Below are 26501 nucleotides of genomic sequence, written 5' to 3' on the forward strand. Positions count from 1 at the left end.
GGGCCTCATCGCGAGCCTGCTCGCTCCCACATTGGATCGCCTGTGAACACACAATTTTGTGAACAACAGAGATCAACTGTGGGAGCGAGCCCGCTCGCGATGAGGCCAGAATGACCGCTACACATCCTCAGGCCTTGATACTGACCAGACTCAACAACTGCCCATCCATCACCGCAAACTGCGCATCCAGCTCAGTGCCGTGACGCCATTCACTGGACAGGTCAGTCAGCAAGCGCAACCGCACTTCGCCGCCCGCGCTCCACTCCAGCACTTCGGCGTGTTCGAAATAGAAGCGCTTCTGCACGATAGGGTAGAGCGCCTTGAACAGGCTCTCCTTCACCGAAAACGTCAGCGTCACCAGCATTGCCAATTGATCGCCAGCCCCGGCAGCCATGCGCTGCATTTCAGGCCCGGTGAGAATTTCCCCGGCCAGGCGTTCGGCGCGCTCTGCGTCGAGCAGGTTTTCCAGGTCCATTCCCAATCCGCGCCAGTGCGCCTTGTTCGCGACTATTGCTGCGGCCCGGCCAGTGCTGTGGGTGATCGAGCCGGTGATGTGCGCCGGCCATACCGGTGCGCGGTCTTCGCCGATGGCGGGAATGAAGCTCAGCCCTTCCAGTTGTTGCAACGCCGCCCGAGCGCAGACTCGCCCGGCGAGAAACTCGGCCTGGCGCTTGGCGACCGAACGCTGGATGCTCGCAGGCGGATCGATGGCGCTGCGCTGGAAATCATCACTGGCCAGTTGCCTGGTATCGAAGTGGGTACCCAACAGGACCGTATCGGGCAGCACAAACGGCAGCGGCCAATGGGCGTCGAGTGGGGTGCAGCAGACGGGTAGGGCGGGGACGGGATTCATGACGGGCATTTTGCCGGGTTGCCTTGAGGCTGGGTAGTAGCTGGGAGCTTGATCGTTCCCACGCTCTGCGTGGGAACGCATCCAGTGACGCTCTGCGTCACACCGTCGAAGGGACGCGGAGCGTCCCGGGCGGCATTCCCACGGGGACCGTGGGAACGATCATTGTGTCAGCCAAATATCTTCTTGAAAAACGCCTGCATGTCCGCCCAGGACTTCTCATCCGCGGTCTTGCTGTAACCAATGTCCGGCCCGCCATGGTCACCGTGGCTCAGGCGATCCGCCTCGGGATTGCTGAACCCATGCTTGGCGCCTTCGAGGGTGACGAACGTGTAGTCGGCTTTGGCCTTGTCCATTTCCGTCTTGAACGCTGCCACGTTTTCCGCCGTGACCATGCTGTCCAGGGCGCCATGCTCCACCAGGACTTTCGCCTTCACGCTGCCAGGCGTCGCTGGCGTATTGGTCACCAGGGCGCCGTGGAAACTCACCACGCCCGCTAGCGGCACGCCTTGACGCGCCGCATCCAGCACCACCTTACCGCCGAAACAATAGCCGATGGCCGCCAGTTTATTCGGATCGGTTTGCGGTTGTTTCTTCAGCAAGTCGAGCCCGGCCTGAAACCGCTCGCTGGCCGCTGCACTGTCTTTCAATGCCGCTTGCATGAAGGCCATGGCGTCCTTGGCGTGTTCGGTGTTCTTGCCGTCGCCAAACATGTCAATCGCCAGCGCGCTGTAGCCCAGACCGGCCAGATCACGGGCGCGGCGCTTGGCGTAGTCGTTGAGGCCCCACCACTCATGCACTACCACCACGCCCGGGCGCGGGCCTTTGATGGCGTCGTCGTAGGCGTAATAGCCGATCAGCTTGGTGCCGTCGGCACTCTGGTAGGGAATTTCCTGGGTCTGGATGGCGGCCTGGCTGACCCCGCTCAGAGCCAGTAACACGAGGGCGAGGAACACACGCATGATCAAATCTCCATATTAGTAATCGTGAGAACAGCGTAGTCGATTTGATTCAGCTCAGGTTCAGAGTGCGTTCAGGGGCAGTACAGGGAGGGGTCAGTAACCTTGCCCCGTACCCAAAAAGCACATAGCGCATGAGGAAACTCCCCAATGACTACTTTTAAAAAACTGCTTCTGGCTTTCACCATGATGGGCGCCAGTGTGGCGGCCCACGCCGACACCACCAATTTCGCCGGCCTGACCTTTGGCCAGACCAGCGACAAGGTTAAAAAATCCAGCGCCCTGAACGACAACCTCAACCACCCGAACGCCGACGGGGTGATTGGCAAGGACAACACCTGGGGCGTGCGTCTGGGCCAGCAAGACAGCAAGGGCCGCTACTACGCCACTTACGACAACGTATCGGGCTCGCACAATGGCATTAAACTGCGTCAGGAAAACCTGCTGGGCAGCTACGATCTGTTCTACCCGGTGGGCGGCAGCACCAAACTGTTCGGCGGTGCCACGGCTGGTTTGACCAAACTGACCCAGGATTCGCCAGGCTTCAGCCGCGACAGCGATATCGGTTACGCCATTGGCGGCCAGGTCGGTGTACTGCAGCAAGTTTCGCAAAACACCTCGGTCGAGCTGGGTTACCGTTACCTGCGCAGCAACGCCAGCACCGAGATGAGCGAGCGCGGCGGCAGCAAACAGGGTTCGCTGGACTTGACCAGCAGCGCCCAGACCTACCTGTCCGCCAACTACGCTTTCTAAAAAAACGTTTCGCGGCCAGTCGGTTAAGCCGCGCAACCTGTGGGAGCGAGCCTGCTCGCGATGACGGCGGTACCTTCAGCATTAATATTGGCTGACCCACCGCTATCGCGAGCAGGCTCGCTCCCACAGGTCGCCTTGTCAGCCATTGAAGTTTGTCTTTGGAGATGTTGATTTGCCCAGGAGAGCGTTATGAAATTGCTGGTCGTCGAAGATGAAGCGCTATTGCGCCATCACCTGCAAACCCGCCTGACCGATAGCGGCCACGTGGTCGAATCCGTGGCCAACGCCGAGGAAGCGTTGTACCAGGCCGAGCAATTCAACCATGACCTGGCGGTGATCGACCTCGGTCTGCCGGGCATGGGCGGGCTCGATCTGATTCGTCAATTGCGCTCCCGGGGCAAAACCTTTCCGATCCTGATCCTCACCGCGCGCGGCAACTGGCAGGACAAAGTCGAAGGCCTCGCCGCCGGTGCCGACGATTACGTGGTCAAGCCGTTCCAGTTCGAAGAGCTGGACGCCCGGCTCAATGCCTTGCTGCGCCGCTCCAGCGGTTTCACCCAGTCGACCATCGTTGCCGGCCCCTTGCTGCTGGACCTCAACCGCAAGCCGGCCTCCCTCGATGAACAACCGCTGGCGTTGACCGCCTACGAATACCGAATCCTCGAGTACCTAATGCGGCATCACCAGCAAGTGGTGGCCAAGGACCGCTTGATGGAGCAGCTCTACCCGGATGACGGCGAGCGCGATCCGAATGTGATCGAAGTGCTGGTCGGCCGCTTGCGCCGCAAACTCGAAGGCCCGGCCGGCTTCAAACCGATCGATACCGTGCGTGGCCTTGGCTACCTGTTCAATGAGCGCTGCACTTGATTCGTTCCCTTCGCGTTCGGTTGATGCTCGCCGCCACCATCCTGGCAGTGTTGTTCATGCTGGCGTTGCTGCCGGCGATGCAGGGCGCGTTCAGCCTGGCGTTGCAGGATTCCATCGAGCAGCGCCTGGCGTCGGATGTCACCACGCTGATCTCCGCCGCGCGGGTGGAAAACAACACCCTGCAGATGCCGGCGCAGTTGCCCGACGAGCGCTTCAACCTCACCGACAGCCGTTTGCTCGGCTACATCTATGACCGCGAAGGTCATCTGGTCTGGCGCTCGAAAGCCACCCAGGAGGAGAAGATCAACTACAAACCGCGTTACGACGGACGCGGTAATGAGTTCGCAAGGATTCGCGAAGCCAATGGCGAAGAGTTCTTCGTCTATGACGTCGAGGTCAAACTGCTGGGTGGCAAAAGTGCGGCGTTCAGCATCGTTGCCCTGCAACCGGTGCGCGAATACGAAATCACCCTCGAAGGCCTGCGGGAAAACCTTTATCTGGGCTTTGGCGCAGCCTTGCTGGTGTTGCTCGCCTTGCTGTGGATCGGCCTGACCTGGGGCTTGCAGGCGTTGCGCCGGCTGAGCCAGGAGCTGGACCAGATCGAAAGCGGCACCCGGGAAAGCCTCAGCGAACAACACCCGCGTGAATTGCTGCGCCTGACCGGCTCGCTCAACCGCTTGTTGCACAGCGAACGCGAGCAGCGCAGCCGTTACCGCGATTCCCTCGACGACCTGGCCCACAGCCTGAAAACCCCGCTGACGGTATTGCAAGGGGTCAGCGAAGACATGGCGCAAAAGCCGCAAGAGCGCGAGCAGGCCTGGGTGCTGCAAACCCAGATCGAACGCATGAGCCAGCAGATCGGCTATCAACTGCAGCGCGCGAGCCTGCGCAAAAGCGGTCTGGTGCGTCACCAGGTGCGTCTGCGCCCGGTGTTGCAAAGCCTCTGCGACACCCTGGACAAGGTCTACCGCGACAAACAGGTGCGGGTCGCTTTCGATCTGCCGGAGCAGTGTTACGTGCCGATCGAACAAGGCGCCTTGCTGGAAATGATGGGCAACCTGCTGGAAAACGCCTATCGCCTGTGCCTCGGCGAAGTGCGTATCAGCGTGCGCGAAACCCTCAGCGGGATTGAGTTGTGCGTCGAAGACGACGGGCCTGGCGTGCCACCGGATCAGCGTGCGCGGATTCTGCAGCGGGGCGAACGGCTTGATCGTCAGCATCCGGGGCAGGGGATCGGGTTGGCGGTGGTCAAGGACATCATCGAAAGCTACAGCGCCAAGCTGACGCTGGGGGATTCGCCAATGGGCGGGGCGGCGTTCCGGATTCATTTTCCGGTGGTTTGATCCTGTCACTGATCGTTCCCACGCTCCGCGTGGGAATGCCTCAAGGGACGCTCCGCGTTCCAGCTCTGGAAAGGGACGCGGAGCGTGGGAACGATCATAAACAACGGTGTTTAAAACACATCTCCAGACACTCACTCAGGCTACACATCCTTGCGCCGCTGCCTACGACTACGCCAGAATCCGCCGGCTAGTGCGCCTGGGGCGCGGGCTCTATCCTTTGCCGGTCGCTGACGAATCAGCGATCGGGTTTAGCGATCCGATCCCATACACAGACGCAAAAGCGCCCAAGTTCTGATTGCAGTTTTTAGTGCCTGCAATTCGCGTAATGGTGGCTGTGCGTGGGAGACCTTCGAGTCTACCCGGGGTTTCTGTGACCCGGATCGCTAACCTGCGTACAGCCGCCACCTTTACTTGTTTAGCGATAGGTCGTGGCGGCTCAATCAATCACGGAGTTTCGCCATGTTCAAACCTACACCCAACCCACCTGAAACCGATCCAGCATCCCCCTACGAATCCCTCGATTCGAAAAAACTCAACGAAGCCGCCGACCGCGCCCTCGATTACTACCTCAAACCGGACATTCCCAAAGACACCAAGCGAAAGCCCAGCACCATTTACCATGTCGGCACCGAGGTCGATAACGAAACCCTGCTGGTCAACGCCTGCGAATCCCTGGCATCAGCCAGCATGATGCTCAGCGAGTTCGCCGGATTGATGGACATGCCACATCGCAACATGATGTTGGGGATTCAATCCGTGGTCATGCTCGGGGAGCTGGCCGTGAATCGGGTGCTGGATAACTTCGATCCGCGAGGCTAGCGAGGATGATCGTTCCCACGCTCTGCGTGGGAATGCCTCAACGGACGCTCTGCGTTCGGCTCTGGAAGGGACGCGGAGCGTCCCGGGCTGCATTCCCACGCGGAGCGTGGGAACGATCACTAGAACTCAGTTCTCCTGAGCGCGATAAGCCCCAGGCGTAAGGCCGGTCCATTTCTTGAACGCCCGGTGAAACGCCGACGGCTCGGAAAACCCCAGCTGTTCGGCTATCTGTTGCAACGACAGATCCGCGCGCCCCAGGTGATAAATCGCAATGTCCCGCCGCAACTGGTCCTTCAATTCCTGAAAACTCGTGCCTTCTTCGCGCAAATGCCGCCGCAAGGTTTGCGGGCTGATGTGCAGGTGTGCGGCCACGGCTTCCAGGTCTGGCCAGCGCGCGCTGTCGCGGCTGAGCAAGCGCCGCAGCTGGCTGCTCAGGCTGTCGCCTTCGTCGGGGCGCGATAGCAGGTCGGCGGGGGAGCGCTCGAGAAAGTGCTTGAGGGTTCGTTCGTCCTGTAACAGCGGCATGTTCAGGTAGCGACTGTGAAACAGCAGACTGCTTTGCGCCGTCGTGCTCTTTACGGTGGAAAAGCTCAGCGGGCAGGAAAACAGCAAGTCGTATTCGGCCCCATGTTCGGGCCTCGGGTAGCTGAACGTAGCCTGCTCCAGACGAATGCGCTGGCCGATCAGCCAACTGCCGAACCGATGCCAGATCACCAACAGGCTTTCGCTGAGGAAGTGGTCCGGATCCCACAGCGGCGAATCGTCCAGGCTCAGGCGAACCCTGTCGCCTTCGCGGCTCAGCGTCAGACGCGGCGCACCGGGGAACAGGCTGTAAAACAATAAGCCGCGATTGAGCGCTTTCTCCAGCGTGCGGCAGTGGATCACCGCGTGGCACATCATCGCGAAGCTGCCGGGTTTGCTCGGGGCCTGCCCGAAGCCCAGGTATTCGTCGTCCAGGGCCAGCCACAGCCCTTGGATCAATCGGGCGAACTGCTCGGGCGCGATTCGGGCGCGCGGCTCCTCGAGCAACTCGGGGCTGATCCCCAGTTGCTGCAAAAGACTTGAATAGTCGTAGCCATGCCGACACGCGCCACCGAGGGCGGCGCGGGCGAAATGGCTGGCGATGGTGCGTTCGCGCATAGGGGGCAGGTCCGTCCACTGAGCAATGGATGGTAGCGGTGCCCGTCGAGAATGAACAAGGCGGATATCCGCCAAATTGCAGGACGAGGTTTGGCTGATGGGCGGAAATCCGCCACTTCGTAGTGACCGGTCAGTGACCCAAAAAAACCTGCAACCCTTGATGTCACAAGGCTGGCGGGGTTTTTTTCGAAGGTGGCACGGCGCTTGCGATACAAGCCGCAGAGGTCTGCCGGCGTGCAGCTCGACAAAACAAATCCCTCCAGTGCAGGAGGGTTCGCAATTGAGGTGTCAGGGGCAACAGATGGATGTTGTTACTGAGGCACTCTTGAGGAACTTACAATGACGACTCGTCAGCCACTGTATAAATCCCTGTACTTCCAGGTGATCGTTGCCATCGCTATCGGCATCCTGCTCGGTCACTTCTACCCGCAGACTGGTGTAGCCCTCAAGCCGCTGGGTGACGGGTTCATCAAACTGATCAAAATGGTCATCGCGCCGATCATCTTCTGTACCGTCGTCAGTGGTATCGCCGGCATGCAGAACATGAAATCGGTCGGCAAGACCGGCGGCTATGCGCTGCTGTATTTCGAAATCGTTTCCACCATCGCCTTGCTGATCGGCCTGGTCGTGGTCAACGTTGTGCAACCGGGCGCCGGCATGCACATCGACGTGACGACCCTGGACACCAGCAAAATCGCTGGCTTCATCTCGGCCGGTAAAGACCAGAGCATCATTGCTTTCGTCCTCAACGTGATCCCGAACACCATCGTCGGCGCCTTCGCCAACGGCGACATCCTGCAAGTGCTGATGTTCTCGGTGATCTTCGGTTTCGCCCTGCATCGCCTGGGTGCCTACGGCAAACCGGTGCTGGACTTCATCGATCGCTTTGCTCACGTGATGTTCAACATCATCAACATGATCATGAAGCTCGCTCCAGTCGGCGCGTTCGGTGCGATGGCCTTCACCATCGGTGCCTACGGTGTCGGTTCGCTGGTGCAACTCGGTCAGCTGATGATCTGCTTCTACATCACCTGCATCCTGTTCGTGGTTCTGGTTCTGGGCGCCATCTGCCGCGCGCACGGTTTCAGCGTCATCAAACTGATTCGCTACATCCGTGAAGAACTACTGATCGTGCTGGGTACTTCCTCTTCGGAATCCGCGCTGCCACGCATGCTGATCAAGATGGAACGCCTGGGTGCGCAGAAATCGGTTGTAGGTCTGGTGATCCCGACTGGCTACTCGTTCAACCTCGACGGTACTTCGATCTACCTGACCATGGCGGCTGTGTTCATCGCTCAGGCGACTGACACCCCGATGGACCTGACTCACCAGATCACCTTGCTGCTGGTGCTGCTGTTGTCCTCCAAAGGTGCGGCGGGTGTGACTGGTAGTGGCTTCATCGTGCTGGCAGCCACTCTGTCGGCCGTGGGTACTCTGCCGGTGGCCGGCCTGGCGCTGATCCTCGGTATCGACCGCTTCATGTCCGAAGCCCGTGCGCTGACCAACCTTGTGGGTAACGCCGTGGCCACCATCGTGGTCGCCAAGTGGGTGAAAGAGCTGGACGAAGACAAGCTGCAAGTCGAGCTGGCTTCCGGCGGTCGCGGTATCTCCGACGAGCGTGAAGTAGACGACCTGGGTGTGGCTGAAGGCCCAACCCCAGCCAGCGTCAAGTAAGTACTCTGGCTGCATGAAAAACCCGCTTCGGCGGGTTTTTTCATGCCTGCAATTTGAGCGCAACGGTCACCGCCACTGACACATAAGGTGATTGCTGCAACGTCCTCGGCTGCCTAGGCTTGGGGGATTGCACTGGAGAACACTTATGCTCGGTCCACTGGCATCACTCAAGGTTCTGGATTTTTCGACACTGCTGCCGGGGCCGTTCGCCTCGTTGCTGCTGGCAGACATGGGCGCCGAGGTGCTGCGCATCGAATCGCCGACCCGCATGGACCTGCTGCGGGTGGTGCCGCCGCATGATCAAGGCGTGTCGGCCAGCCACGCCTACCTCAATCGCAACAAGCGCAGCCTGGCGCTGGACCTCAAGCAGCCCGAGGCGCTGGAGGTGATCAAGCAATTGCTGCAGGACCACGACATCGTGCTGGAGCAGTTTCGTCCCGGCGTGATGGACCGGTTGGGTTTGGGGTATGAAGCCTTGAAAGCGATCAACCCGAAGCTGATTTATGTGTCGATCACCGGTTATGGCCAGACCGGCCCCTACAAGGATCGCGCGGGGCACGACATCAACTACCTGGCGCTGGCGGGCCTTTCGAGCTACACCGGTCGCACCGACAGCGGCCCGGTGCCGTTGGGCATGCAGGTGGCGGATGTCGCGGGCGGCTCGCTGCATGGGGTGATCGGCTTGCTGGCGGCGGTGATCGCGCGACAGCAGACCGGGCAGGGGCAGTATCTGGATGTGAGCATGACCGACTGCGCCTTCAGCCTGAATGCCATGGCCGGTGCCGGGTACCTGGCCTGTGGCGTGGAGCCGGGCAGGGAAGAGCAGATGCTCAATGGGGGTAGCTTCTACGATTACTACCGTTCACGCGATGGACGCTGGTTGTCGGTGGGCAGTCTGGAGCCGGTGTTCATGCAGCAACTCTGCGCGGCGCTGGGCCGGCCGGAACTGGCGGCCCAGGGGCTGTCACCCGAGCCGGCCCGGCAACAGGCGCTCAAGGAGGCGTTGAAAATTGAATTCGAAAAATACGACTTTGCCCAGTTGTGTGAGCTGTTCGCCGGGGTCGATGCGTGCGTCGAGCCGGTATTGAGCCTGGGCGAAGCGGTGCGGCATCCGCAGTTGAAAGCGCGGGAATTGGTGACTGAGGTGCCGAGGGGCGACGGTTCGACTCAGGCGCAGATGGCTTGCCCGTTGAAGTTTTCAGCAGGGCTGCCTGAGCCGCGGCATATTGGGGCGACGCTGGGAGCGCATACCGATCAGGTGTTGGGGGAGTTGGGGTATAGCGCTGAGCAGATCGCGGAGTTGCGCCGTGCCAGGGTCGTTACATAGATCGTTCCCATGCTCCGCGTGGGAATGCATCCCGTGACGCTCCGCGTCACAGTGGACGCGGAGCGTCCATCGCGGCATTCCCACGCAGAGCGTGGGAATGATCATGTGGGTCACTCAACCCGCATCTCGCCACTGAACACCAATGTGCTTCTGCACCGCCGACACAAATACCGCCGCCCCTGTCTCACCAAACCATGTCGCTGCGCCGAAAACGGGAAATCGCTGTCGGGGCACGGGCATTTGTAGATGTAGCGGGTCACGCTACGGCGTTTGACGTCGTAGGTGTGGCAGCGGTTGGGCGGCAGTTCGTAAACACCGCGCATGATCAGTTGCCACTCTTCGCCATGAGGCTGGATGCGGTCGCCGAACAGTTGATGGGCGATCAGGTGCGCGACTTCATGCGCCACGGTCTGCTTGAGAAAGTCTTCGGTGTTTTCCCGGTACAGCTGCGGATTGAAACGCAGCAGGTTCTCGTGCAAATGCGCGACACCGGCTTTTTGCCCGCGCAGCTTGAGGCTCACCACGGGGCGTTTGAAAGGTCGTTTGAAAAAGGATTCGGCTTGTTGGAAACAGTCTTCGACGCGGGTATTGAGTTGCTCGGGCATGCTTGATGGATCTCCAGAGACGTCGAGTATGCCGCAACCCTCGGGACTTGCGAATCGCCGAGGAGCCGAATGGTCGTACCTCCTGCTCTTTCTTGGAGAGTAGAAGGCCGCCTTGCGGCGGCCTGTGTTGGCAGATCTTGTTTTTGGTGGGTGTGTTGCTAATTCGTATAGACCGGCCCCACGCCAAGCCCCCAGACAATCACCGTGAACGCCATGATCGCCACCAGCACCACCAGTCCTACGGCGAGCACCGAGCTTGAAAACAGGAATCCCTCGTCTGATGGAATGTTCATGAAAGTGGGTAGCCCCACATACAGCAGGTACACCGTGTAGCAGATGGCCGCGGTGCCGACGATCATCCCAAGCCACATGTGTGGGTACAGCGCCGCCAGACCGCCGATAAATAGCGGTGTCGCGGTGTAGGTCGCAAATGCAACGCAGCGTGCCAGGCTCGGGTTGGCGTCATAGGTGCGAGCCATCCAGTGGATGAACGCGCCCATCACCGCGACACCGCCGAGCATCGCCAGGTACGACATGATGGTCATCCACAGCGCGCTTTCCATGGTCAGCATTACCGGCGCCCGATTACCAATGACCCAGCCGACCTGCGTGGTGCCGATAAACGCCGACACGGCAGGGATCGCCGCCAGAATCAAGGTGTGCGTGAGGTACATGTGGCTGATGCTTTCCTCCTGGTCGCCACGGATTTCTTTCCATTCCTGGTCAGGGTGGGTGAAGAGCCCCACTACGTGATGGATCATGCCAGTCACTCCTCTTGTTGTTGCCATCGCCCCCCAGCGGAGCGCTTACGGGCCAAAGTGGCCAGGTAAGTACAGGTCTGAATATGTGTGCGACCTTATGCCGCAGTATAGAAAGGAGTTACCGGTAATAGTGCGAGGGGCTTAGAGCAAATCGCGCTGTAAATGTTATGGGTAATCGCCGATGGGTCTGTGCCTGTTAAACCCAGTGGCGAGGGGGCTTGCCCCCGTTGGGTCACGAAGTGGCCCCCAATCAGTCGACTATATTTTCCAAGAGGAACCGCAGTGTTTGTTTTACGACTGCTGCGCAGCCGAACGGGGGCGAGCCCCCTCGCCACAAGTGCAATGTTTTTGCGTAAAATGCCGGCCTTTCGTCACACCTCACGGATTTCGCGTCATGGGCACTCTTACGGTCAACCAGAACAAACTGCAAAAGCGCCTTCGCCGCCAGGCGGGTGAGGCTGTCGCCGATTTCAACATGATTGAAGACGGCGACAAGGTCATGGTCTGCCTGTCCGGTGGCAAAGACAGCTACACCATGCTCGATGTGCTGATGCATTTGCAGAAGGTCGCCCCGATCAAGTTCGAGATCGTGGCCGTGAACATGGACCAGAAGCAGCCGGGCTTTCCCGAGCACGTGCTGCCGGCTTACCTCAAGGAACTGGGCATCGAGTACCACATCGTCGAGAAAGACACCTATTCGGTGGTCAAGGAGCTGATCCCGGAAGGCAAGACCACCTGCTCGCTGTGCTCGCGCCTGCGTCGCGGCACGCTCTACACCTTTGCCGATGAAATCGGCGCGACCAAAATGGCCCTCGGTCACCACCGTGACGACATCGTCGAGACGTTCTTCCTGAACATGTTCTTCAACGGTTCGCTCAAGGCCATGCCGCCGAAGCTGCGCGCCGATGACGGACGCAACGTGGTGATCCGTCCGCTGGCCTACTGCAACGAAAAAGACATACAGGCTTACTCGGACTTCAAGCAATTCCCGATCATCCCGTGCAACCTCTGTGGCTCCCAGGAAAACCTGCAACGCCAGGTGGTTAAAGAGATGCTGCAGGAGTGGGAACGCAAGACCCCGGGCCGTACCGAAAGCATTTTCCGCAGCTTGCAGAACGTAATCCCGTCGCAACTGGCGGACCGTAATTTGTTCGACTTCACCAACCTGCGCATCGATGAAACCGCGGCTTCGCGCTTCGTCAACGTTGTAAACCTCTAAACACAATCACTGTGGGAGCCAGCCTGCTGGCGATAGCGGTGGGTCAGACACATCATTATTGACTGACCCTCCGCTATCGCCAGCAGGCTGGCTCCCACATGAGTCTATTCACTTACTCATCAGGAAAGGGCATGCGCGATTACAAGTGGCTGCACGAATACTGCTTGAACCGCTTCGGTTCGGCGGCTGAACTGGAAGCCCATCTGCCCGTTCCCAAGACCCCGGCGCAATTGCGCAAGATCAGTGACGACCGCTACCTCTCGACCATGGCGTTGCGGGTATTCCGCGCCGGGCTCAAACACAGCCTGGTGGATGCCAAGTGGCCGGCGTTCGAAGAAGTGTTCTTCAAGTTCGATCCGGAAAAAGTCGTGCTGATGAGCGCCGAACATCTGGAGCGCTTGATGCAGGACGCGCGGATCATCCGCCACCTGGGCAAGCTCAAGAGCGTGCCGCGCAATGCACAGTTCATTCTGGACGTGGCCCATGAGAAGGGCAGTTTTGGCGCTTTGATCGCCGAATGGCCGGTGACCGACATCGTCGGGTTATGGACCTATCTGAAAAAACACGGGCATCAGTTGGGCGGGTTATCGGCACCGCGATTTTTGCGGATGGTGGGCAAGGACACGTTCGTGCCGAGCTACGACGTGGTAGCAGCGTTGAGTGCGCAGAAGATCGTCGACAAGGTCCCGACTAGTCTGAGGGACATGGCCACAGTGCAGAATGCGTTCAACCAGTGGCACGAAGAGAGCGGTGGGCGGCCGATGAGCCAGATTTCGATGATGCTGGCGTACACGGTGAATCATTGAGACCGAGTTGCCCGCATCGCGAGCAGGCTCGCTCCCACATTGGATTAGCGTCGTTCATAAATCCCCTGTGGGAGCGAGCCTGCTCGCGATAGCGGTGTATCAGGCGACGGAGGTTTCGCCTTCACCCGCCAACTTGCGGTTCAACTGAAACCGCCACCGCACATACAACATTGCCGAGCAGAACACTGCCAGGCTCGCGCCCATCTCCAGTAAACCGAACAGCTGGCGGTTCGGGTCATACGCGGCCAATGCGCCTTTCATGAAATACAGGTTCACCACAAAACACATCCACGAATGCCCGCGGGCGCTGCCGACGATCATCCCCGGCGCCAGCAACAGCAGCGGCACCAGTTCGATCAGCAGAATCACCCACGGCCGCGCGCCATGCAGGTCGGCGAATATCAGGTAGTAGATGCACAGCAGTCCCACCAGGCCGAAAAAGCACAGCAGGCTGATAACGCGCATCGCCCGTACTCGCGGTTCGAGCCATTCGATGGAAGGCAGAATCTTCGGCTTTTTGGCCATCTCAGCTCACCAACTTTTGCGCAGTCTTCGCCAACCGCAGGCCCAAGGCGCGGCACAGCGCAACTTCGTGTTCATTCAAACCGCTTTTGCCATCGGCCCCGGCGTGATGGCTGGCGCCATAAGGCGTGCCGCCACCGCGGGTTTCCAGCAGCGCCGACTCGCTGTAAGGCAGGCCGGTGATCAGCATGCCGTGGTGCAGCAACGGCAACATCATCGACAGCAGCGTGGTTTCCTGGCCGCCGTGCAGGCTCGCGGTGGAGGTGAAGACCCCGGCCGGTTTGCCCACCAGGGCGCCGGTCAGCCACAGATTGCTGGTGCCATCGAGAAAGTACTTCAAAGGTGCGGCCATGTTGCCGAAGCGGGTCGGGCTGCCGAGGGCCAGGCCGGCGCAGTTTTTCAGGTCGTCGAGGCTGGCGTACAGCGCGCCTTCATCGGGAATGTCCGGCGACACGGCTTCGCATTCGGTGGAGATCGCCGGCACGGTGCGCAGGCGCGCTTCCATACCGGATTGCTCGACACCACGGGCAATTTGCCGGGCCATTTCATTGGTCGAGCCACTGCGGCTGTAATACAGCACCAGAATGTACGGCGCACTCACGGCAGCAACTCCAGCACATTCTCCGGCGGGCGGCCGATGATGGCTTTGTCGCCGACTTCGAGAATCGGCCGCTCCATGAGTTTCGGGTGCGCGGCGATGGCGGCGATCAATTGCGCCTCGCCGAGGGTGCTGTCGGCCAGGTTGAGGGTTTTGTACTCGTCCTCGCCGGTGCGCAGCAATTGCCGGGCGCTGATACCAAGCTTGCTCAGCAGGCTCTGGATTTGCGCGGCGTCCAGCGGGGTTTCCAGGTAGCGGACCACAGTCGGGGCCAGGCCACGGGTTTCGAGCAGTTCGAGCGCACCGCGGGATTTCGAGCAGCGCGGGTTGTGATAAAGCGTCAGATCGGTCATGTGCGGGTCGCATCTTGCGTAAGGTGGCGGCTATTCTAACTGGGCGGCGCGTAATCCAGAACCTTGGGAGGCGATGGGTCGCAGGTGCATTCCATTTTTGACAAGGATCGAGACATGACAAGGCGACTGGCAGCGGCATTGGCGATCATGGGGGCGTTATTGCTGGGGGGCTGCGGCAACGACTATGGCACCGACCAAAATGGCCATAAAGTTGCCGCTGAACGTCTGGACAAACAATGGCTGGTGCTCAATTACTGGGCCGAATGGTGTGGCCCGTGTCGTACCGAGATTCCCGAGTTGAACGTGCTGGCCGAGCAGCTCAAGAGCAAGAAGATCGGTGTGTTCGGGGTCAACTTCGACAATGTGCAGGGCGAAGAGCTGAAAAGTGCCAGCGAGAAACTGGGGATCGCCTTCACCGTGCTGGCCCAGGACCCGGCCGACCTTTTCGAATTACCGCGCAGTGAAGCGTTGCCGGTGACTTACATCATTGATGACAAGGGCAAGGTGCGGGAACAGTTGATGGGGGAGCAAACGGCGGCGGGGGTGATGGCGAAGCTTGAGGCGTTGCAGGCTAAAAATTGAGTTGTTGTTTAGAAAAAGATCGCAGCCTTCGGCAGCTCCTGCAGGTGTTCGGCAATGATCGTTCCCACGCTCTGCGTGGGAACGCCGCCCGGGACGCAGAGCGTCCCTGTGACGCAGAGCGTCACTAGATGCATTCCCACGCAGAGCGTGGGAATGATCGGACAACCGAGGGTTATCAACCCTCTTCAAGCCACCAACGCAGTGGTTTGCCTTGCGCCGGCCAGAAGCGCATCTGGTCGATCGGTGAAACGTCCCAGCGCTGGACGTTTTCCAGCGCCTGCAGGAAGCGTTTTTCCTGCTCCATCAACGCTGGCGCACACATTTTGCGGGTGCTGCCGATCTTGCCGAAGCTCAGCTTGTCGCCTTGCAGGGTATACGGCGCGAACCAGTGATTGCAGCCGCCATTACCGTAGGCCCGACCATCTTCATCGAGGGTGATGGTCAGATGGCTGTAGTCCATCAGCGGACGCTCGCCGATCCATTCCAGAATGTAGCTGCGGTTGTGTTGCAGTTGCACCGGTTCGGCGGCGCAGCCCAACAGGCTGGCGCCGGCCATGGCGGTTAGAGCAAGGCGCTTCATCACGCAGGCTCCTGGCACTTCTTGCACAGGTGCTTGTCACCGACGGTGGCCCAGCCCAACTCGGCAATCCGTGCAGTGGCAGCCGGTTTTTCCGCCTTGTTGCCCAGCTTGGCGTCGACCGCGAACTCAAAGCTCAGCTCTTTGGCGCAGCTGTCGCAGTTGACATTCCAGGTGTGAATCGCCAGTTCGCCGAACACCGGACCACTGGCCACCGCGACCCATTGGCCCGGCGGGTTGATCAAGTGGCGAACCGTTTCGACGGTCAGGCGCATGGACAAGTCCTTGCTGCCTTTTAGGGTCACTACCAGCACATCGTTATTACGAATCGAGCCGCCGTTGCCGGTGACTTGATAACGCCCCGGCACAAGGGCGCGGCATTCGGTGAGGGTGTGTTGCGGGTTCATCAGGCTGTAGCGGAAATCGTGTTCGACCATGGGTCCTCCAAATATGCGCGATATGCTAGCACGGGCATGAACGCAGCATGGCGCGGGCATGTAACCTTCGATCTGGTTCAAATGACCTGCCGAGTCATGGCACAATGCCGCTTTTGCATCTCTAAGGAACGGAAATGGCGTTGATCGAATGTTTTGAGTGCAAGCAACGCATCAGCTCCACGGCGCCTGCTTGTATTCATTGCGGTGCACCTGCGGTGGCAGAAGCGGCTACATCGACGCCTGCGCAGGCGCCTCTTTCTTTCGGGCGCTTACCGACCAATGAGAACGTACCCAGGGTGACCCCGGCCGCTTTCGGGCGCAAACGTAAGGTTGAAGTCGAGGCCGAGATCCCGGCGCCGGCACCCGGCGGGCCGCGTCCGGTGGAACTCTGGCTGAAACTGATGATTTTCTTTCTGCCGCCGTTTTTTGTCTGGTTCCTGCTGCGTCGCGGGCATTCGCTGGGGCAGCGCTTGCTGGGCTTCGGCTGGCTGGCCCTGATGATCCTTATGTCCAAGGCCTGAGCGATCAGCTCTCGACCTGATTCTGTGGCGAACCGGCCGCCCAGGCCGCGATGTTCTGCAGGGTGGTTGCGGCAATCGCGCCCAGGGCTTCGCGCGTGAGGAAGGCTTGGTGCGCGGTGATGATTACATTCGGAAAGGTCAGCAGGCGCGCCAGCACATCGTCCTGCAGCGGCAAGTCGGAGCGATCCTCGAAGAACAGCTGCGCCTCCTCTTCATAAACATCCAGCCCCAGATAGCCCAATTGGCCGTCCTTCAACGCGTCGATCAGCGCCGGGGTGTCCACCAGACCGCCACGCCCGGTATTGATCAGCATTGCACCGGGCTGCATGTGCGCCAGTGATTCGCTGTTGATCAAGTGTTTGCTCTGTTCGTTGAGCGGGCAATGCAGGCTGATGATCTGCGACTCGGCCAGCAATTGCGGCAAGCTGAGGTAGCGCGCGCCGAGCGCTTCGACCTGCGGGTTCGGGTAAGGATCACAGGCCAGCAACCGGCAGCCGAAGCCGTTCATGATTTTCGCGAAGGTCGCGCCGATCTGCCCGGTGCCGACTACGCCGACGGTCTTGCCCACGAGATCGAAACCGGTCAGCCCGTGCAAGCTGAAATCCCCCTCGCGAGTACGGTTGTAGGCACGGTGCAGTCGGCGGTTGAGCGCCAGAATCAGCGCCACCGCGTGTTCGGCCACCGCGTGAGGCGAGTAGGCCGGAACCCGCACAATCGCCAACCCCAGGCGCTTCGCTACCGCCAGATCGACATGGTTGTAACCGGCCGAGCGCAGGGCGATCAGGTGTGTGCCACCCGCGGCCAGACGTTCGAGTACCGGAGCACTGAGGTCATCATTGATAAAGGCGCAGACCACTTCGTGATGCTCCGCCAGCGCCACTGTATCGAGGCTCAGTCGTGCCGGCTGGAAATGCAGCTCGATGCCGGCGGGCAGGTCTGCGCTCAGAAAACTGTCGCGGTCGTAGGTCTGGCTGCTGAAAAGAATCGTGCGCATGCTGTCCTCCTGGAAGTTACCTGTAGCAACTGGCGAAGCCTGCGTTCGGCAGTTGCTACAGGCCTTGAGCTTAGCCTTCAAGGCGCCCAGCGTTATTGCGCTGCATCAGGCATTGATACGCGCATGGGCCGCCAGGCGATTGATGGCTCGTTCGAGTTCTTCCAGCGCGCCGGGGGCTTTCGGGTCCTGTTGCTTGAGCAGGGTTTCACTGCGCTGGCAGGCGGCGCGCAATTGCGGGACGCCGCAATAACGGGTCGCCCCATGCAGGCGATGGACTCGCTCAATCAGCGCGTTCTGGTCATTGGCTTCACGGGCGACGCGGATGGCCTCGCGGTCGGCTTCCAGGGAAGCCAGCAGCATTGCCAGCATGTCCGCCGCCAGATCGGCCTTGCCCGCCGCCAGGCGTAGGCCTTCGTCGTGATCAAGCACCTGCAAGTCATTATCGTTGTTGCCTTCGCTGGAGCGCTCCGGCCCCAGATTGCGCAACGCCAGGCCGGTCCATTTCAACACCACCTGCGCCAGTTGCCGTTCGCTGATGGGTTTGGTCAGGTAGTCATCCATGCCGCTTTGCAGCAACGCGCGTTTTTCGTTGGCCATCGCGTGGGCAGTGAGGGCGACGATCGGCAGTGGTGTGCAATGCCGTTCGCTTTCCCACTGACGAATGGCTTCGGTGCTTTGGCGGCCATCCATGCCGGGCATCTGGACGTCCATCAGCACCAGGTCAAAGGTCTCGTTCTGTACGGCCTTGACCGCGGCGTAACCGCTTTCCACCGCGAGCACCTTGGCGCCCATGTCTTCGAGCAGGGTTTGCACCAACAGCAGGTTGGCCGGGTTGTCATCGACGCAAAGGACCTTCGGTGCGCGACTCGAAAGCGGCTCGCCGGGGTCGCTGCGCTGCTGGCGAGGGTTGACCATGTCGGACAGGGCCCGACGCAGTTTGCGCGTGCAGGCCGGTTTGGACTGCAGTTGGCTGTGGGGGTTGGGCACCGAGAGGTGGAACAGCGTCAGTTCGGTGGTCGGGCACAACACCAACACTCTGCAGCCCAGGTGTTCGAGGTCCCAGATATGCTGGTTGAGGCGCTCCGGCGGCATGTCGTTGCTGGTGATTCCGAGCACTGCCAGGCCGATGGCCTGATCGGTCTGATGGGCACCGGTCACGCCATTGGCCAGGCTTTCGAGGGTGTTGAACGGCGTGACTGTCAGGCCGCAGTCTTCCAGTTGATGCTGCAAGGCCTGACGGGCCAGCTCATGATTTTCCAGAACCGCCACCCGCTGTCCGAGCAAGGGTGGGCCGGGCAGATCCTCGGCGTCGTCGCGGGTTTTGGGCAGGCTCAGGCTGATCCAGAATTCCGAGCCTTCGCCCGGTGTGCTGTCGACGCCGATTTCGCCACCCATCTGTTCGATCAGCCGTTTGGAAATCACCAGCCCCAGGCCGGTGCCGCCAGGTTGCCGGGACAGCGAATTATCGGCCTGGCTGAAGGCCTGGAACAAGGCGCGCACGTCCTGATTCGACAGGCCAATGCCGGTGTCCTGAATGCTGATGCGCAATTGCACGCTGTCTTCATACTCTTCTTCAAGCATGGCTCGGGCGACGATGGTGCCTTCGCGGGTGAACTTGATCGCGTTGCTCACAAGGTTGGTGAGAATCTGCTTGAGTCGCAGCGGATCGCCCACCAGCGACAGCGGTGTATCGCGATAAACCAGGCTCACCAGCTCAAGCTCTTTGGCATGGGCGGCCGGGGCGAGGATGGTCAAGGTGTCTTGCAGCAGGTCGCGCAGGTTGAATGGAATATGGTCGAGCACCAGTTTGCCGGCCTCGATTTTCGAGAAGTCGAGAATTTCGTTGATGATCCCCAGCAGGCTGTCTGCGGATTTTTCGATGGTGCCCAGGTAATCGAGCTGGCGCGGGGTCAATTCACTTTTTTGCAGCAAATGGGTGAAGCCGAGAATGCCGTTGAGCGGCGTGCGGATTTCATGGCTCATGTTGGCCAGGAACTCGGACTTGATCCGGCTCGCCTCCAGGGCTTCCTTGCGCGCAAGGTCCAGCTCGATGTTCTGGATCTCGATGGTTTCCAGGTTCTGACGCACGTCTTCGGTAGCTTGGTCGACGCTGTTTTGCAATTCTTCCTGAGCGTTCTGCAGGGTTCCGGCCATTCGGTTGATGCCGGACGCCAGTTCATCCAGCTCCTGGCTGCCGAGGGGCGGCAGGCGGGTTTCCAGGTGACCGTCCTTGAGCTGTGCCACGGCTTGTTGGATCTGGCTCAATGGCCGGTTGATGGTCCGGCCCATGCGCAACGCCAATAGCGCCGCACCGACCAGGCCACCGCCGATCAGCAGCAGGCTGGCGAACAGACTGCGGTAACCGCGCAGCAACATGCCACTGTGCGACAGTTCGAGTTCGACCCAGCCCAGCAGACGGTCGGCTTCATCGGGGATCAGGTCGCCGGCCAGGTTGCGATGCTTGCCGAACACTGGCAGCAGGTAGCGCGTGGCGTCATTGCCACTGCGGCGCAACATCTGTGAACCGTTGCCCAAAGGCGCCGAATTGAGCATGGTCGGGCCGGCATGGGCCAGTGTCGTGCGGTCGGGGGCGAGGAACGTCACCGCGCGCACGTCGGCTTGTTCCAGGAACTGGGTGGCGATGCGTTCCAGCAGGTCGTTGTCTTTGCGACCCATGGCCGGGGCCACCAGCGGTGCCAGCTGTTCGGCAATCATTTCGCCGCGCTGCATGAGTTGCGATTGCAGGTCCGATTGCTGCATCCAGGTGAAATAGCCGCCCAGAACCAGCGCCATCAGGGTGGTCGGTAACAGGGTCAGCAACAGCACGCGGCCTTTAATTCCCAGTTTCTTGAGCACGCATCTCTCCCGCATCCAGCTGTTTATTGACCTGCACATGCGTCCGGCACGCGCCACCTGCGCAGTGTAGCGATTTGCATGCGGGCAATCCTCGTAAAATTGATGTCGTCATTCGTCGGCCAGTTCCGCGCTTTGGTCTTGGGGAGCAAACCATGGGTTGCCCCTGGCGAGGCGATCTTGAATAATCGGCAACTGAGAATTATTTGCAGATACTCATGACTCCCATCTCTGTTGTTCCCCCCCGCGTCCTCTCCATCGAAGACGATCTGGTGCTCGGCGCTTATGTCCATGAGCATCTGGGGCGCTGTGGTTTTCAGGTGACCTGGTGTCAGAACGGCCAGGAAGGGTTGGCCATTGCGCGCCGGCAAGCCTTTGATGTGGTGTTGATGGATATTCTGCTGCCGGGGCTGGATGGCCTGGCGGTGCTGACCCAACTGCGCCAGAGCCATTCCACACCGGTGGTGCTGATGTCGGCGCTGGGGGCGGAGGCGGATCGCATCAGTGGCTTTCGCCTCGGCGCCGACGATTACCTGCCCAAACCGTTCAGCATGGCCGAGCTGCGGGTGCGCATCGAGGCGATCCTGCGGCGGGTGGCGCTTGACCGGCGACCGGCGCCGGCACCGATTGCCCCGGCGATGGACAACCTGCGTTTCGACGATGAACGGTGCGAGGTCTTTTTGGGCGAACACGCGGCCGGCCTGACTCGCAGCGAATATCGGTTGCTGGATACATTGAATCGCAACGGTGATGAAGTACTGAGCAAGGCGTTCCTTTATCAGCAGGTACTGCAGCGCGGTTATGCGCCCCATGACCGCAGCCTCGACATGCACATCAGCCAGATTCGCCGCAAGCTCAAGGCCATCGGCTACACCGAGCGTGAAGTGCGTACTGTCTGGGGCAAGGGGTACGTATTGAGCGCGGCCGATGAAATGGTCTGACGTGCCGGGCAAGCATTCACTGTTCTGGAAACTGGCTTGTTTGTTGGTGGCGTTCTGTCTGCTGATGATCTGGTTGAGCTGGTCCTGGGGCCGCTACATGGAGAAGAAAAACCTGTTCCTGTCCGACGAGGCCCGGGGCACCCTGACGCGCTACGCCGCCGAGGCGGAGCGGGCCTGGAACGAGCAGCAGAGTGCAGGCATTGATGCCTGGTTGCAGCGTGTCGGCGAGCACGAGTCGACCTGGGTCGGCGTCATCGGCGGCGACTTGCAATCCCTGAGCAGTTCCCCGTTGGCAAACCAGGAAATCCAGCGCCTGACCTTTTTGCGCGGTCTGGATTGGCCGGTGAGTCGGCGCCACCAGGGCCTGCCGTGGCTGAAGATCCCGTTTCCCAATGACCCGTCTGTGGGCAGCCTGGTGATCGAGTTGCCTCAGCGTTTTATGCCAGGACGCTACCGGGTGTTTTGGCGGGTGATCACTAATGGGGTGATTCCCGGGCTGTTCACGCTGCTGCTGTGCGTGGGGCTGTATCGATTGCTGGTCGTCCCGCTGAACAGCCTGCGCGAACAAGCCAATGCCTGGCGCGCCGACCAACTGACTGTGCGTTTATCGAGTCGCACCACCAATCGCTCGGATGAATTGGGTGAACTGGGCCGGGCCTTCGATCACATGGCCGAGCGCCTGCAAAGCACAGTGGCTCTGCAACAACAATTGCTGCGCGACCTGTCCCACGAATTGCGCACGCCACTGAGCCGGCTGCGGGTGGCCAGCGAAAGCGAGCAAGACCTGGGGCAATTGCGCGAACGCATTGGCCGGGAAGTCGACGGCATGCAGCGTCTGGTCGAGGACGCCCTGCAACTGGCCTGGCTCGACACCGAGCGCGCGCCGTTGCCCGATGAAGCGATCCAGGTCCAGGCCTTGTGGGAAATGCTCACGGAAAACGCCTGCTATGAAAGTGGCTGGCCGGCGCGTCAGTTGCACTGTGCCGTGGATGCATCCTGCTGGGTGCGCGGCCATCTCAATACCCTGGCCCAGGCGCTGGAAAACATTCTGCGCAACGCCATTCGTCATTCACCTGAGGGCGGTGTCGTGACGCTCGGTGGTCGGCGCGATGGCGACTTCTGGCACTTGTGGCTGGAGGACGAGGGCGGTGGAGTGGCGGACGAGGATCTTGAACGGATCTTCTCGCCGTTCATCCGGCTTGATGGATCGCGACCGGGGGATGGTGGGTTCGGGTTGGGGTTGAGCATTGCGAGGAATGCGGTGCTGCGGCAGGGTGGGCATCTATGGGCGGAAAACAGCGGGGCAGGGTTGCGGCTGAATATGCGTTTAGTAGCTGATGATGGTGGTGCCTGTCAGACCGCTTTCGCGAGCAAGCCCGCTCCCACATTGGAAATGTGTCAAGCAAACAATATGTGATCAACCCCGATCAAATGTGGGAGCGGGCTTGCTCGCGAAGAGGCCCTCCCAGCCACCACCGCGCTGATCATGCCGGAGCGTTCCCGTTTATGTGTACGACCTTTCCTAAAGGGTATTGCCGACACCTTATGCCTGATTCGACGGAATAGACTCGCGTTTTTCCTCGTCCTCAAGGAGTTCGGCATGAATGCATCCAGCGTCCCCGCAACCGACGACCGTTTCAATGAAGTGCTTGCGTTGATTCAAAGTGCCAAACAGCAAGCCATGCAGGCGGTGAATACCCAGCTGATTGAGCTGTATTGGCAGGTGGGTGCTTACATCAGTCGCAAGCTGGAAAAAGCCGAATGGGGCGATTCTGTGGTCAGTCAATTGGCTGAGCATCTGGCCCAGACTCAACCAGGGTTACGTGGTTTTACTCGCCCCAATCTGTTCCGCATGCGTCAGTTCTACGAGACTTACCGGGGTGACGAGAAAGTCTCACCGCTGGTGAGACAAATACCCTGGACCCATAATCTGGTCATCTTCAGTCAGGGCAAACTCCCGGAAGAGCGGGAGTTTTATCTACGAATGGCGGTTCAGGAGAAGTGGTCGAAGCGCGAGTTGGAGCGTCAGTTCAAAACTGCACTGTTCGAGCGTAGCGTGACCCAACCGGCAAAAACCTCCGCAGTGCTAAGACATACTCACCCTGCGGCGCTTGAGATTTTCCGCGATGCCTACATGGTCGAGTTTCTCGATCTGCCCGGCGGCCATGCCGAAACCGATCTGCATAAGGGGCTGCTGGCGCGTCTCAAGGAATTTCTGATCGAACTGGGTCGTGACTTCTGCTTTGTCGGCTCCCAATACCCGCTGCAAGTCGGCGGGCGTGATTTCGCCCTGGATCTGCTGTTCTTCCACCGTGGGCTCAACTGTCTGGTAGCCATTGAGCTCAAGGTCGGTCGGTTTGAGCCGGAGTATTTGGGCAAGCTGGATTTCTATCTGGAAGCGCTGGATCGCAATGAGCGCAAACCCCACGAAAACCCTGCCATTGGTGTGTTGCTTTGTGCCAGCAAGGATGACGAGGTGGTCGAGTACGCCCTTAACCGTAGCCTGTCGCCAGCGTTAATTGCCGAATACCAGACTCGCCTACCGGACAAGCAGTTGTTGCAGGCTAAATTGCATGAGTTTTATGCGCTGGATTTTGAGCAGGAGAAGAGCGGGTAATCTCCCTCTTATTCCCATTCGCCATAAGCCCCTTACTTTGCGTGATATGGCCTGCGCACGTTTGCCGGTATGATAGGCGCCCCCGCAGTCTGGATTGCGAATACGCCATGACCTTGCAGTACCCAACCATCGCCGATTGCGTCGGCAACACTCCGCTGGTCCGTTTGCAGCGCCTGCCTGGCGCCACCAGCAATACCCTTTTGCTCAAGCTCGAAGGGAATAACCCGGCGGGTTCGGTCAAGGACCGTCCGGCGCTGTCGATGATCACCCGCGCCGAATTGCGCGGGCAGATCCACGCTGGCGATACGCTGATCGAAGCGACCTCGGGCAACACCGGGATCGCCCTGGCCATGGCTGCCGCGATCAAGGGTTACAAGATGATCCTGATCATGCCGGACAACTCCAGCGCCGAGCGTAAAGCCGCCATGACGGCCTATGGCGCCGAGCTGATTCTGGTCAGCCAGGAAGAAGGCATGGAAGGCGCTCGCGACCTCGCCCAGCGAATGGAAGCCGAAGGCCGCGGCAAGGTGCTGGATCAGTTCGCCAACGGTGACAACCCCGAGGCGCACTACACCACCACCGGTCCGGAAATCTGGCGCCAGACCGAAGGCACCATCACTCATTTCGTCAGCTCGATGGGCACCACCGGCACCATCATGGGCGTTTCGCGCTACTTGAAAGAGCAGAATGACAACGTGCAGATCATCGGGCTGCAACCGATGGAAGGTTCGGCGATTCCGGGCATCCGTCGCTGGCCGCAGGAATACCTGCCGAAGATCTACCAGGCCGAGCGCGTGGACCGGATCGTCGACATGGCGCAAAGCGAAGCCGAAGACGTGACCCGTCGTCTGGCACGCGAAGAAGGCATCTTTTGCGGTGTGTCTTCGGGCGGTGCCGTGGCGGCGATGCTGCGCCTGTCCAAAGAAGTTGAAAACGCGGTGATCGTCGCGATCATCTGCGACCGTGGCGACCGTTACTTGTCGACCGGCATTTTCGACGCGCCCAACTGATGGCCAGGCAAGAGAGAGGCCTGCGCTTCCAGCCCACAGGCGGCAGCAAGGCCCCGCACGTCCCGACCGGCAAAAAGCAGCGCTTGACCATTGAGCGCCTGGCCAATGACGGTCGCGGTATCGCGTTTTTCGAAGGTCGCACCTGGTTCGTCATCGGCGCATTGGCCGGTGAAGACGTCGAGGCGCGGGTCTTGGGTGCCCACGGCAAAGTGGTCGAGGCGCGCACCGAGCGCGTGTTCCAGGCCAGTGAATTGCGCCGCCCGGCACCGTGCGCTCATGCCGCTCGCTGCGGCGGTTGCAGCGTGCAGCATTTGCCCCACAACGAACAGCTCGCCCTGAAACAGCGCATGCTCGCCGAGCAATTGTCGCGGGTTGCCGGTGTCGAACCTGAAGAGTGGGCAGCGCCGTTGAGCGGTCCGGAATTCGGCTACCGTCGTCGCGCCCGAGTGGCGGTGCGTTGGGACATGAAAGCGAAAAAACTCGAAGTCGGCTTCCGTGCTGCCGGCAGTCAGGACATCGTCGCCATCAACGAATGCCCGGTGCTGGTACAGCCCTTGCAACCGATCATGACCCGCTTGCCGGAGATGCTGCGGCGCTTGAGCAAACCTCAGGCGCTGGGGCATGTGGAGTTGTTCAGCGGTTCGTCATTGGCGGTATTGCTGCGGCACATGGCGCCGTTGTCCGAAGCCGACATGACCATCCTCAAGGAATTCTGCGCGTTCCATGAAGCCCAGTTGTGGCTGCATGGTGACGGCGAGCCGCAACCGGTCGAGGCCGATCAGTCGCTGGGCTATCGCCTTGAACAGTGGGACTTGAACCTGGCGTATCGGCCGGGAGATTTCATTCAGGTCAACGCCGGGGTCAACGAAGCGATGGTGGCCCAGGCGTTGGCGTGGTTGGCACCGAAATCTGATGAGCGGGTTCTGGACCTGTTTTGTGGGTTGGGCAACTTTGCCTTGCCGCTGGCCAAAACCGTTCGCGAAGTGGTGGCGGTGGAGGGCGTGCAGGCGATGGTCGAGCGTGCCGCCGCGAATGCTGTCAGCAATAATCTGCATAATGCAAAGTTTTTTCAGGCCGATTTATCCCAGCCTTTGGCCGATGCCGAATGGGCCGATGAAGGCTTTTGTGCGGTACTCTTGGACCCACCTCGCGACGGCGCTTTCGAGGTGGTGCGCAAGCTTGCGTCCCTGGGCGCCAAACGATTGGTGTATGTGTCGTGCAACCCTGCAACGCTGGCGCGCGACACAGTCGAATTGATCAAGCAGGGCTACCGGTTAAAACGTGCCGGGATTCTCGATATGTTTCCTCAGACGGCACATGTCGAGGCCATGGCGTTATTTGAAGCGAGCTAGGACGGCTCGTCTGGTCCGACT

Annotated in this window: 27 protein-coding genes; 15 read left to right on the forward strand and 12 right to left on the reverse strand. The window is 60.2% G+C overall.

Features of this window, described 5'->3' with window-relative positions:
* Positions 1 to 127: 127 nt before the first annotated feature.
* Together ACZ9IM_RS26940 and ACZ9IM_RS26945 are read right to left on the reverse strand one after the other, a co-directional pair.
* Entirely contained in the window at positions 128 to 853 is a 726-nt protein-coding gene (locus tag ACZ9IM_RS26940) for a 4'-phosphopantetheinyl transferase family protein (RefSeq protein ID WP_476225442.1), read from the reverse strand.
* A gap of 167 nt (positions 854 to 1020) precedes the next feature.
* Positions 1021 to 1812 (reverse strand): dienelactone hydrolase family protein, encoded by a 792-nt coding sequence (locus ACZ9IM_RS26945; RefSeq protein WP_476225444.1) that lies wholly within the window; start codon positions 1810 to 1812, stop codon positions 1021 to 1023.
* Positions 1813 to 1959: 147 nt separating this feature from the next.
* On the opposite strand from ACZ9IM_RS26945, the gene ACZ9IM_RS26950 reads away from it, so the two are divergent.
* From ACZ9IM_RS26950 to ACZ9IM_RS26965, 4 genes are all read left to right on the forward strand, one after another.
* Positions 1960 to 2562, forward strand: coding sequence for a hypothetical protein (locus ACZ9IM_RS26950; RefSeq protein ID WP_052966606.1), 603 nt, complete (start codon positions 1960 to 1962; stop codon positions 2560 to 2562).
* Positions 2563 to 2751: 189 nt separating this feature from the next.
* Positions 2752 to 3429, forward strand: coding sequence for a response regulator (locus tag ACZ9IM_RS26955; protein ID WP_476225445.1), 678 nt, complete (start codon positions 2752 to 2754; stop codon positions 3427 to 3429).
* Complete coding sequence (locus ACZ9IM_RS26960; protein ID WP_476225446.1) at positions 3426 to 4772, forward strand: ATP-binding protein; 1347 nt, start codon at positions 3426 to 3428, stop codon at positions 4770 to 4772. Before ACZ9IM_RS26955 ends, ACZ9IM_RS26960 begins: the two co-directional genes overlap by 4 nt.
* A gap of 459 nt (positions 4773 to 5231) precedes the next feature.
* The gene (locus ACZ9IM_RS26965) at positions 5232 to 5591 is read left to right on the forward strand and encodes a DUF6124 family protein (protein ID WP_427625961.1); all 360 of its coding nucleotides are present in this window, start codon (positions 5232 to 5234) and stop codon (positions 5589 to 5591) included.
* Positions 5592 to 5717: 126 nt separating this feature from the next.
* Here ACZ9IM_RS26965 and ACZ9IM_RS26970 read toward each other — a convergent pair whose 3' ends face one another.
* Positions 5718 to 6731, reverse strand: coding sequence for an AraC family transcriptional regulator (locus ACZ9IM_RS26970; RefSeq protein WP_427625962.1), 1014 nt, complete (start codon positions 6729 to 6731; stop codon positions 5718 to 5720).
* A 339-nt stretch (positions 6732 to 7070) separates the two neighbouring features.
* Between ACZ9IM_RS26970 and ACZ9IM_RS26975 the strand changes: the two genes are divergently transcribed.
* Together ACZ9IM_RS26975 and ACZ9IM_RS26980 are read left to right on the forward strand one after the other, a co-directional pair.
* Entirely contained in the window at positions 7071 to 8405 is a 1335-nt protein-coding gene (locus ACZ9IM_RS26975; RefSeq protein WP_038979460.1) for a dicarboxylate/amino acid:cation symporter, read from the forward strand.
* Between the two features lie 145 nt (positions 8406 to 8550).
* A complete protein-coding gene (locus ACZ9IM_RS26980; protein ID WP_476225447.1) occupies positions 8551 to 9732 on the forward strand; it encodes a CaiB/BaiF CoA transferase family protein in 1182 nt (393 codons plus the stop codon).
* 110 nt (positions 9733 to 9842) lie between these two features.
* On the opposite strand, the gene ACZ9IM_RS26985 is transcribed toward ACZ9IM_RS26980, so the two are convergent.
* Positions 9843 to 10337 carry a SprT family zinc-dependent metalloprotease gene (locus tag ACZ9IM_RS26985; RefSeq protein ID WP_008074985.1) on the reverse strand — a complete coding sequence of 165 codons (495 nt, stop codon included), beginning with the start codon at positions 10335 to 10337 and terminating at the stop codon, positions 9843 to 9845.
* A gap of 158 nt (positions 10338 to 10495) precedes the next feature.
* Positions 10496 to 11098: a Yip1 family protein gene (locus ACZ9IM_RS26990; RefSeq protein ID WP_030131100.1), complete on the reverse strand. Its 603-nt coding sequence runs from the start codon at positions 11096 to 11098 to the stop codon at positions 10496 to 10498.
* Between the two features lie 394 nt (positions 11099 to 11492).
* Here ACZ9IM_RS26990 and ttcA point away from each other — a divergent pair, with 394 nt between their 5' ends.
* Both ttcA and ACZ9IM_RS27000 read left to right on the forward strand, forming a co-directional pair.
* Positions 11493 to 12317 (forward strand): tRNA 2-thiocytidine(32) synthetase TtcA, encoded by an 825-nt coding sequence (gene ttcA / locus ACZ9IM_RS26995; protein ID WP_008074984.1) that lies wholly within the window; start codon positions 11493 to 11495, stop codon positions 12315 to 12317.
* A gap of 131 nt (positions 12318 to 12448) precedes the next feature.
* Positions 12449 to 13123 carry a DNA-3-methyladenine glycosylase I gene (locus tag ACZ9IM_RS27000; protein WP_063342855.1) on the forward strand — a complete coding sequence of 225 codons (675 nt, stop codon included), beginning with the start codon at positions 12449 to 12451 and terminating at the stop codon, positions 13121 to 13123.
* 99 nt (positions 13124 to 13222) lie between these two features.
* Here the strand turns inward: ACZ9IM_RS27000 and ACZ9IM_RS27005 are convergent, their stop codons facing one another.
* Genes ACZ9IM_RS27005 through arsC form a run of 3 tightly spaced genes read right to left on the reverse strand, consistent with a single transcriptional unit; the run spans position 13223 to position 14596 of the window.
* A complete protein-coding gene (locus ACZ9IM_RS27005; RefSeq protein ID WP_008074979.1) occupies positions 13223 to 13648 on the reverse strand; it encodes a DUF2069 domain-containing protein in 426 nt (141 codons plus the stop codon).
* A 1-nt stretch (position 13649) separates the two neighbouring features.
* Positions 13650 to 14246: an NAD(P)H:quinone oxidoreductase gene (gene wrbA / locus ACZ9IM_RS27010; protein WP_008011647.1), complete on the reverse strand. Its 597-nt coding sequence runs from the start codon at positions 14244 to 14246 to the stop codon at positions 13650 to 13652.
* Positions 14243 to 14596 carry an arsenate reductase (glutaredoxin) gene (arsC, locus tag ACZ9IM_RS27015; RefSeq protein WP_427625965.1) on the reverse strand — a complete coding sequence of 118 codons (354 nt, stop codon included), beginning with the start codon at positions 14594 to 14596 and terminating at the stop codon, positions 14243 to 14245. Before arsC ends, wrbA begins: the two co-directional genes overlap by 4 nt.
* Before the next feature lie 114 nt (positions 14597 to 14710).
* On the opposite strand from arsC, the gene ACZ9IM_RS27020 reads away from it, so the two are divergent.
* Positions 14711 to 15178, forward strand: coding sequence for a TlpA family protein disulfide reductase (locus ACZ9IM_RS27020; RefSeq protein WP_427625966.1), 468 nt, complete (start codon positions 14711 to 14713; stop codon positions 15176 to 15178).
* Positions 15179 to 15353: 175 nt separating this feature from the next.
* Here the strand turns inward: ACZ9IM_RS27020 and ACZ9IM_RS27025 are convergent, their stop codons facing one another.
* On the reverse strand, positions 15354 to 15758 hold the full coding sequence (locus ACZ9IM_RS27025) for an META domain-containing protein (protein ID WP_008074973.1): 405 nt from the start codon (positions 15756 to 15758) through the stop codon (positions 15354 to 15356).
* The gene (locus ACZ9IM_RS27030) at positions 15758 to 16192 is read right to left on the reverse strand and encodes a hypothetical protein (RefSeq protein ID WP_008074971.1); all 435 of its coding nucleotides are present in this window, start codon (positions 16190 to 16192) and stop codon (positions 15758 to 15760) included. Before ACZ9IM_RS27030 ends, ACZ9IM_RS27025 begins: the two co-directional genes overlap by 1 nt.
* A gap of 134 nt (positions 16193 to 16326) precedes the next feature.
* Between ACZ9IM_RS27030 and ACZ9IM_RS27035 the strand changes: the two genes are divergently transcribed.
* Positions 16327 to 16713, forward strand: coding sequence for a hypothetical protein (locus ACZ9IM_RS27035; RefSeq protein ID WP_427625967.1), 387 nt, complete (start codon positions 16327 to 16329; stop codon positions 16711 to 16713).
* Positions 16714 to 16717: 4 nt separating this feature from the next.
* Here the strand turns inward: ACZ9IM_RS27035 and ACZ9IM_RS27040 are convergent, their stop codons facing one another.
* Both ACZ9IM_RS27040 and ACZ9IM_RS27045 read right to left on the reverse strand, forming a co-directional pair.
* Complete coding sequence (locus ACZ9IM_RS27040) at positions 16718 to 17707, reverse strand: 2-hydroxyacid dehydrogenase (protein ID WP_427625968.1); 990 nt, start codon at positions 17705 to 17707, stop codon at positions 16718 to 16720.
* A 105-nt stretch (positions 17708 to 17812) separates the two neighbouring features.
* The gene (locus ACZ9IM_RS27045) at positions 17813 to 20563 is read right to left on the reverse strand and encodes a response regulator (RefSeq protein ID WP_427625969.1); all 2751 of its coding nucleotides are present in this window, start codon (positions 20561 to 20563) and stop codon (positions 17813 to 17815) included.
* A 215-nt stretch (positions 20564 to 20778) separates the two neighbouring features.
* On the opposite strand from ACZ9IM_RS27045, the gene ACZ9IM_RS27050 reads away from it, so the two are divergent.
* From ACZ9IM_RS27050 to rlmD, 5 genes are all read left to right on the forward strand, one after another.
* Positions 20779 to 21501, forward strand: a complete 723-nt coding sequence (locus ACZ9IM_RS27050; RefSeq protein ID WP_476225450.1) for a response regulator transcription factor — start codon at positions 20779 to 20781, stop codon at positions 21499 to 21501.
* Positions 21488 to 22918 carry a histidine kinase sensor domain-containing protein gene (locus tag ACZ9IM_RS27055; protein ID WP_427625971.1) on the forward strand — a complete coding sequence of 477 codons (1431 nt, stop codon included), beginning with the start codon at positions 21488 to 21490 and terminating at the stop codon, positions 22916 to 22918. Before ACZ9IM_RS27050 ends, ACZ9IM_RS27055 begins: the two co-directional genes overlap by 14 nt.
* Positions 22919 to 23101: 183 nt before the next feature.
* Positions 23102 to 24118 (forward strand): PDDEXK nuclease domain-containing protein, encoded by a 1017-nt coding sequence (locus tag ACZ9IM_RS27060; RefSeq protein WP_476225451.1) that lies wholly within the window; start codon positions 23102 to 23104, stop codon positions 24116 to 24118.
* Between the two features lie 107 nt (positions 24119 to 24225).
* Positions 24226 to 25128, forward strand: a complete 903-nt coding sequence (cysM, locus tag ACZ9IM_RS27065; protein ID WP_007899067.1) for a cysteine synthase CysM — start codon at positions 24226 to 24228, stop codon at positions 25126 to 25128.
* Positions 25128 to 26480 carry a 23S rRNA (uracil(1939)-C(5))-methyltransferase RlmD gene (gene rlmD / locus ACZ9IM_RS27070; RefSeq protein WP_476225453.1) on the forward strand — a complete coding sequence of 451 codons (1353 nt, stop codon included), beginning with the start codon at positions 25128 to 25130 and terminating at the stop codon, positions 26478 to 26480. Before cysM ends, rlmD begins: the two co-directional genes overlap by 1 nt.
* Positions 26481 to 26501 lie beyond the last annotated feature (21 nt).

This window comes from Pseudomonas sp. TE12508, assembly GCF_056279485.1.

Bases quoted from the DNA above. Each gene is read 5' to 3' on its own strand.
- ACZ9IM_RS27060 (WP_476225451.1), top strand. From the start codon at position 23,102: ATGAATGCATCCAGCGTCCCCGCAACCGACGACCGTTTCAATGAAGTG.
- ACZ9IM_RS27035 (WP_427625967.1), top strand. From the start codon at position 16,327: ATGGCGTTGATCGAATGTTTTGAGTGCAAGCAACGCATCAGCTCCACG.
- ACZ9IM_RS26945 (WP_476225444.1), bottom strand. From the start codon at position 1,812: ATGCGTGTGTTCCTCGCCCTCGTGTTACTGGCTCTGAGCGGGGTCAGC.
- ACZ9IM_RS26970 (WP_427625962.1), bottom strand. From the start codon at position 6,731: ATGCGCGAACGCACCATCGCCAGCCATTTCGCCCGCGCCGCCCTCGGT.
- arsC (WP_427625965.1), bottom strand. From the start codon at position 14,596: ATGACCGATCTGACGCTTTATCACAACCCGCGCTGCTCGAAATCCCGC.
- ACZ9IM_RS27005 (WP_008074979.1), bottom strand. From the start codon at position 13,648: ATGGCCAAAAAGCCGAAGATTCTGCCTTCCATCGAATGGCTCGAACCG.
- ACZ9IM_RS27000 (WP_063342855.1), top strand. From the start codon at position 12,449: ATGCGCGATTACAAGTGGCTGCACGAATACTGCTTGAACCGCTTCGGT.
- ACZ9IM_RS26975 (WP_038979460.1), top strand. From the start codon at position 7,071: ATGACGACTCGTCAGCCACTGTATAAATCCCTGTACTTCCAGGTGATC.
- ACZ9IM_RS26955 (WP_476225445.1), top strand. From the start codon at position 2,752: ATGAAATTGCTGGTCGTCGAAGATGAAGCGCTATTGCGCCATCACCTG.
- ACZ9IM_RS27030 (WP_008074971.1), bottom strand. From the start codon at position 16,192: ATGGTCGAACACGATTTCCGCTACAGCCTGATGAACCCGCAACACACC.
- ACZ9IM_RS27040 (WP_427625968.1), bottom strand. From the start codon at position 17,707: ATGCGCACGATTCTTTTCAGCAGCCAGACCTACGACCGCGACAGTTTT.
- ACZ9IM_RS26965 (WP_427625961.1), top strand. From the start codon at position 5,232: ATGTTCAAACCTACACCCAACCCACCTGAAACCGATCCAGCATCCCCC.
- ACZ9IM_RS26985 (WP_008074985.1), bottom strand. From the start codon at position 10,337: ATGCCCGAGCAACTCAATACCCGCGTCGAAGACTGTTTCCAACAAGCC.
- ACZ9IM_RS27055 (WP_427625971.1), top strand. From the start codon at position 21,488: ATGAAATGGTCTGACGTGCCGGGCAAGCATTCACTGTTCTGGAAACTG.
- cysM (WP_007899067.1), top strand. From the start codon at position 24,226: ATGACCTTGCAGTACCCAACCATCGCCGATTGCGTCGGCAACACTCCG.
- ACZ9IM_RS27025 (WP_008074973.1), bottom strand. From the start codon at position 15,758: ATGAAGCGCCTTGCTCTAACCGCCATGGCCGGCGCCAGCCTGTTGGGC.
- ACZ9IM_RS26940 (WP_476225442.1), bottom strand. From the start codon at position 853: ATGAATCCCGTCCCCGCCCTACCCGTCTGCTGCACCCCACTCGACGCC.
- ACZ9IM_RS26950 (WP_052966606.1), top strand. From the start codon at position 1,960: ATGACTACTTTTAAAAAACTGCTTCTGGCTTTCACCATGATGGGCGCC.
- ttcA (WP_008074984.1), top strand. From the start codon at position 11,493: ATGGGCACTCTTACGGTCAACCAGAACAAACTGCAAAAGCGCCTTCGC.
- ACZ9IM_RS26990 (WP_030131100.1), bottom strand. From the start codon at position 11,098: ATGATCCATCACGTAGTGGGGCTCTTCACCCACCCTGACCAGGAATGG.
- ACZ9IM_RS27020 (WP_427625966.1), top strand. From the start codon at position 14,711: ATGACAAGGCGACTGGCAGCGGCATTGGCGATCATGGGGGCGTTATTG.
- rlmD (WP_476225453.1), top strand. From the start codon at position 25,128: ATGGCCAGGCAAGAGAGAGGCCTGCGCTTCCAGCCCACAGGCGGCAGC.
- ACZ9IM_RS27050 (WP_476225450.1), top strand. From the start codon at position 20,779: ATGACTCCCATCTCTGTTGTTCCCCCCCGCGTCCTCTCCATCGAAGAC.
- ACZ9IM_RS26980 (WP_476225447.1), top strand. From the start codon at position 8,551: ATGCTCGGTCCACTGGCATCACTCAAGGTTCTGGATTTTTCGACACTG.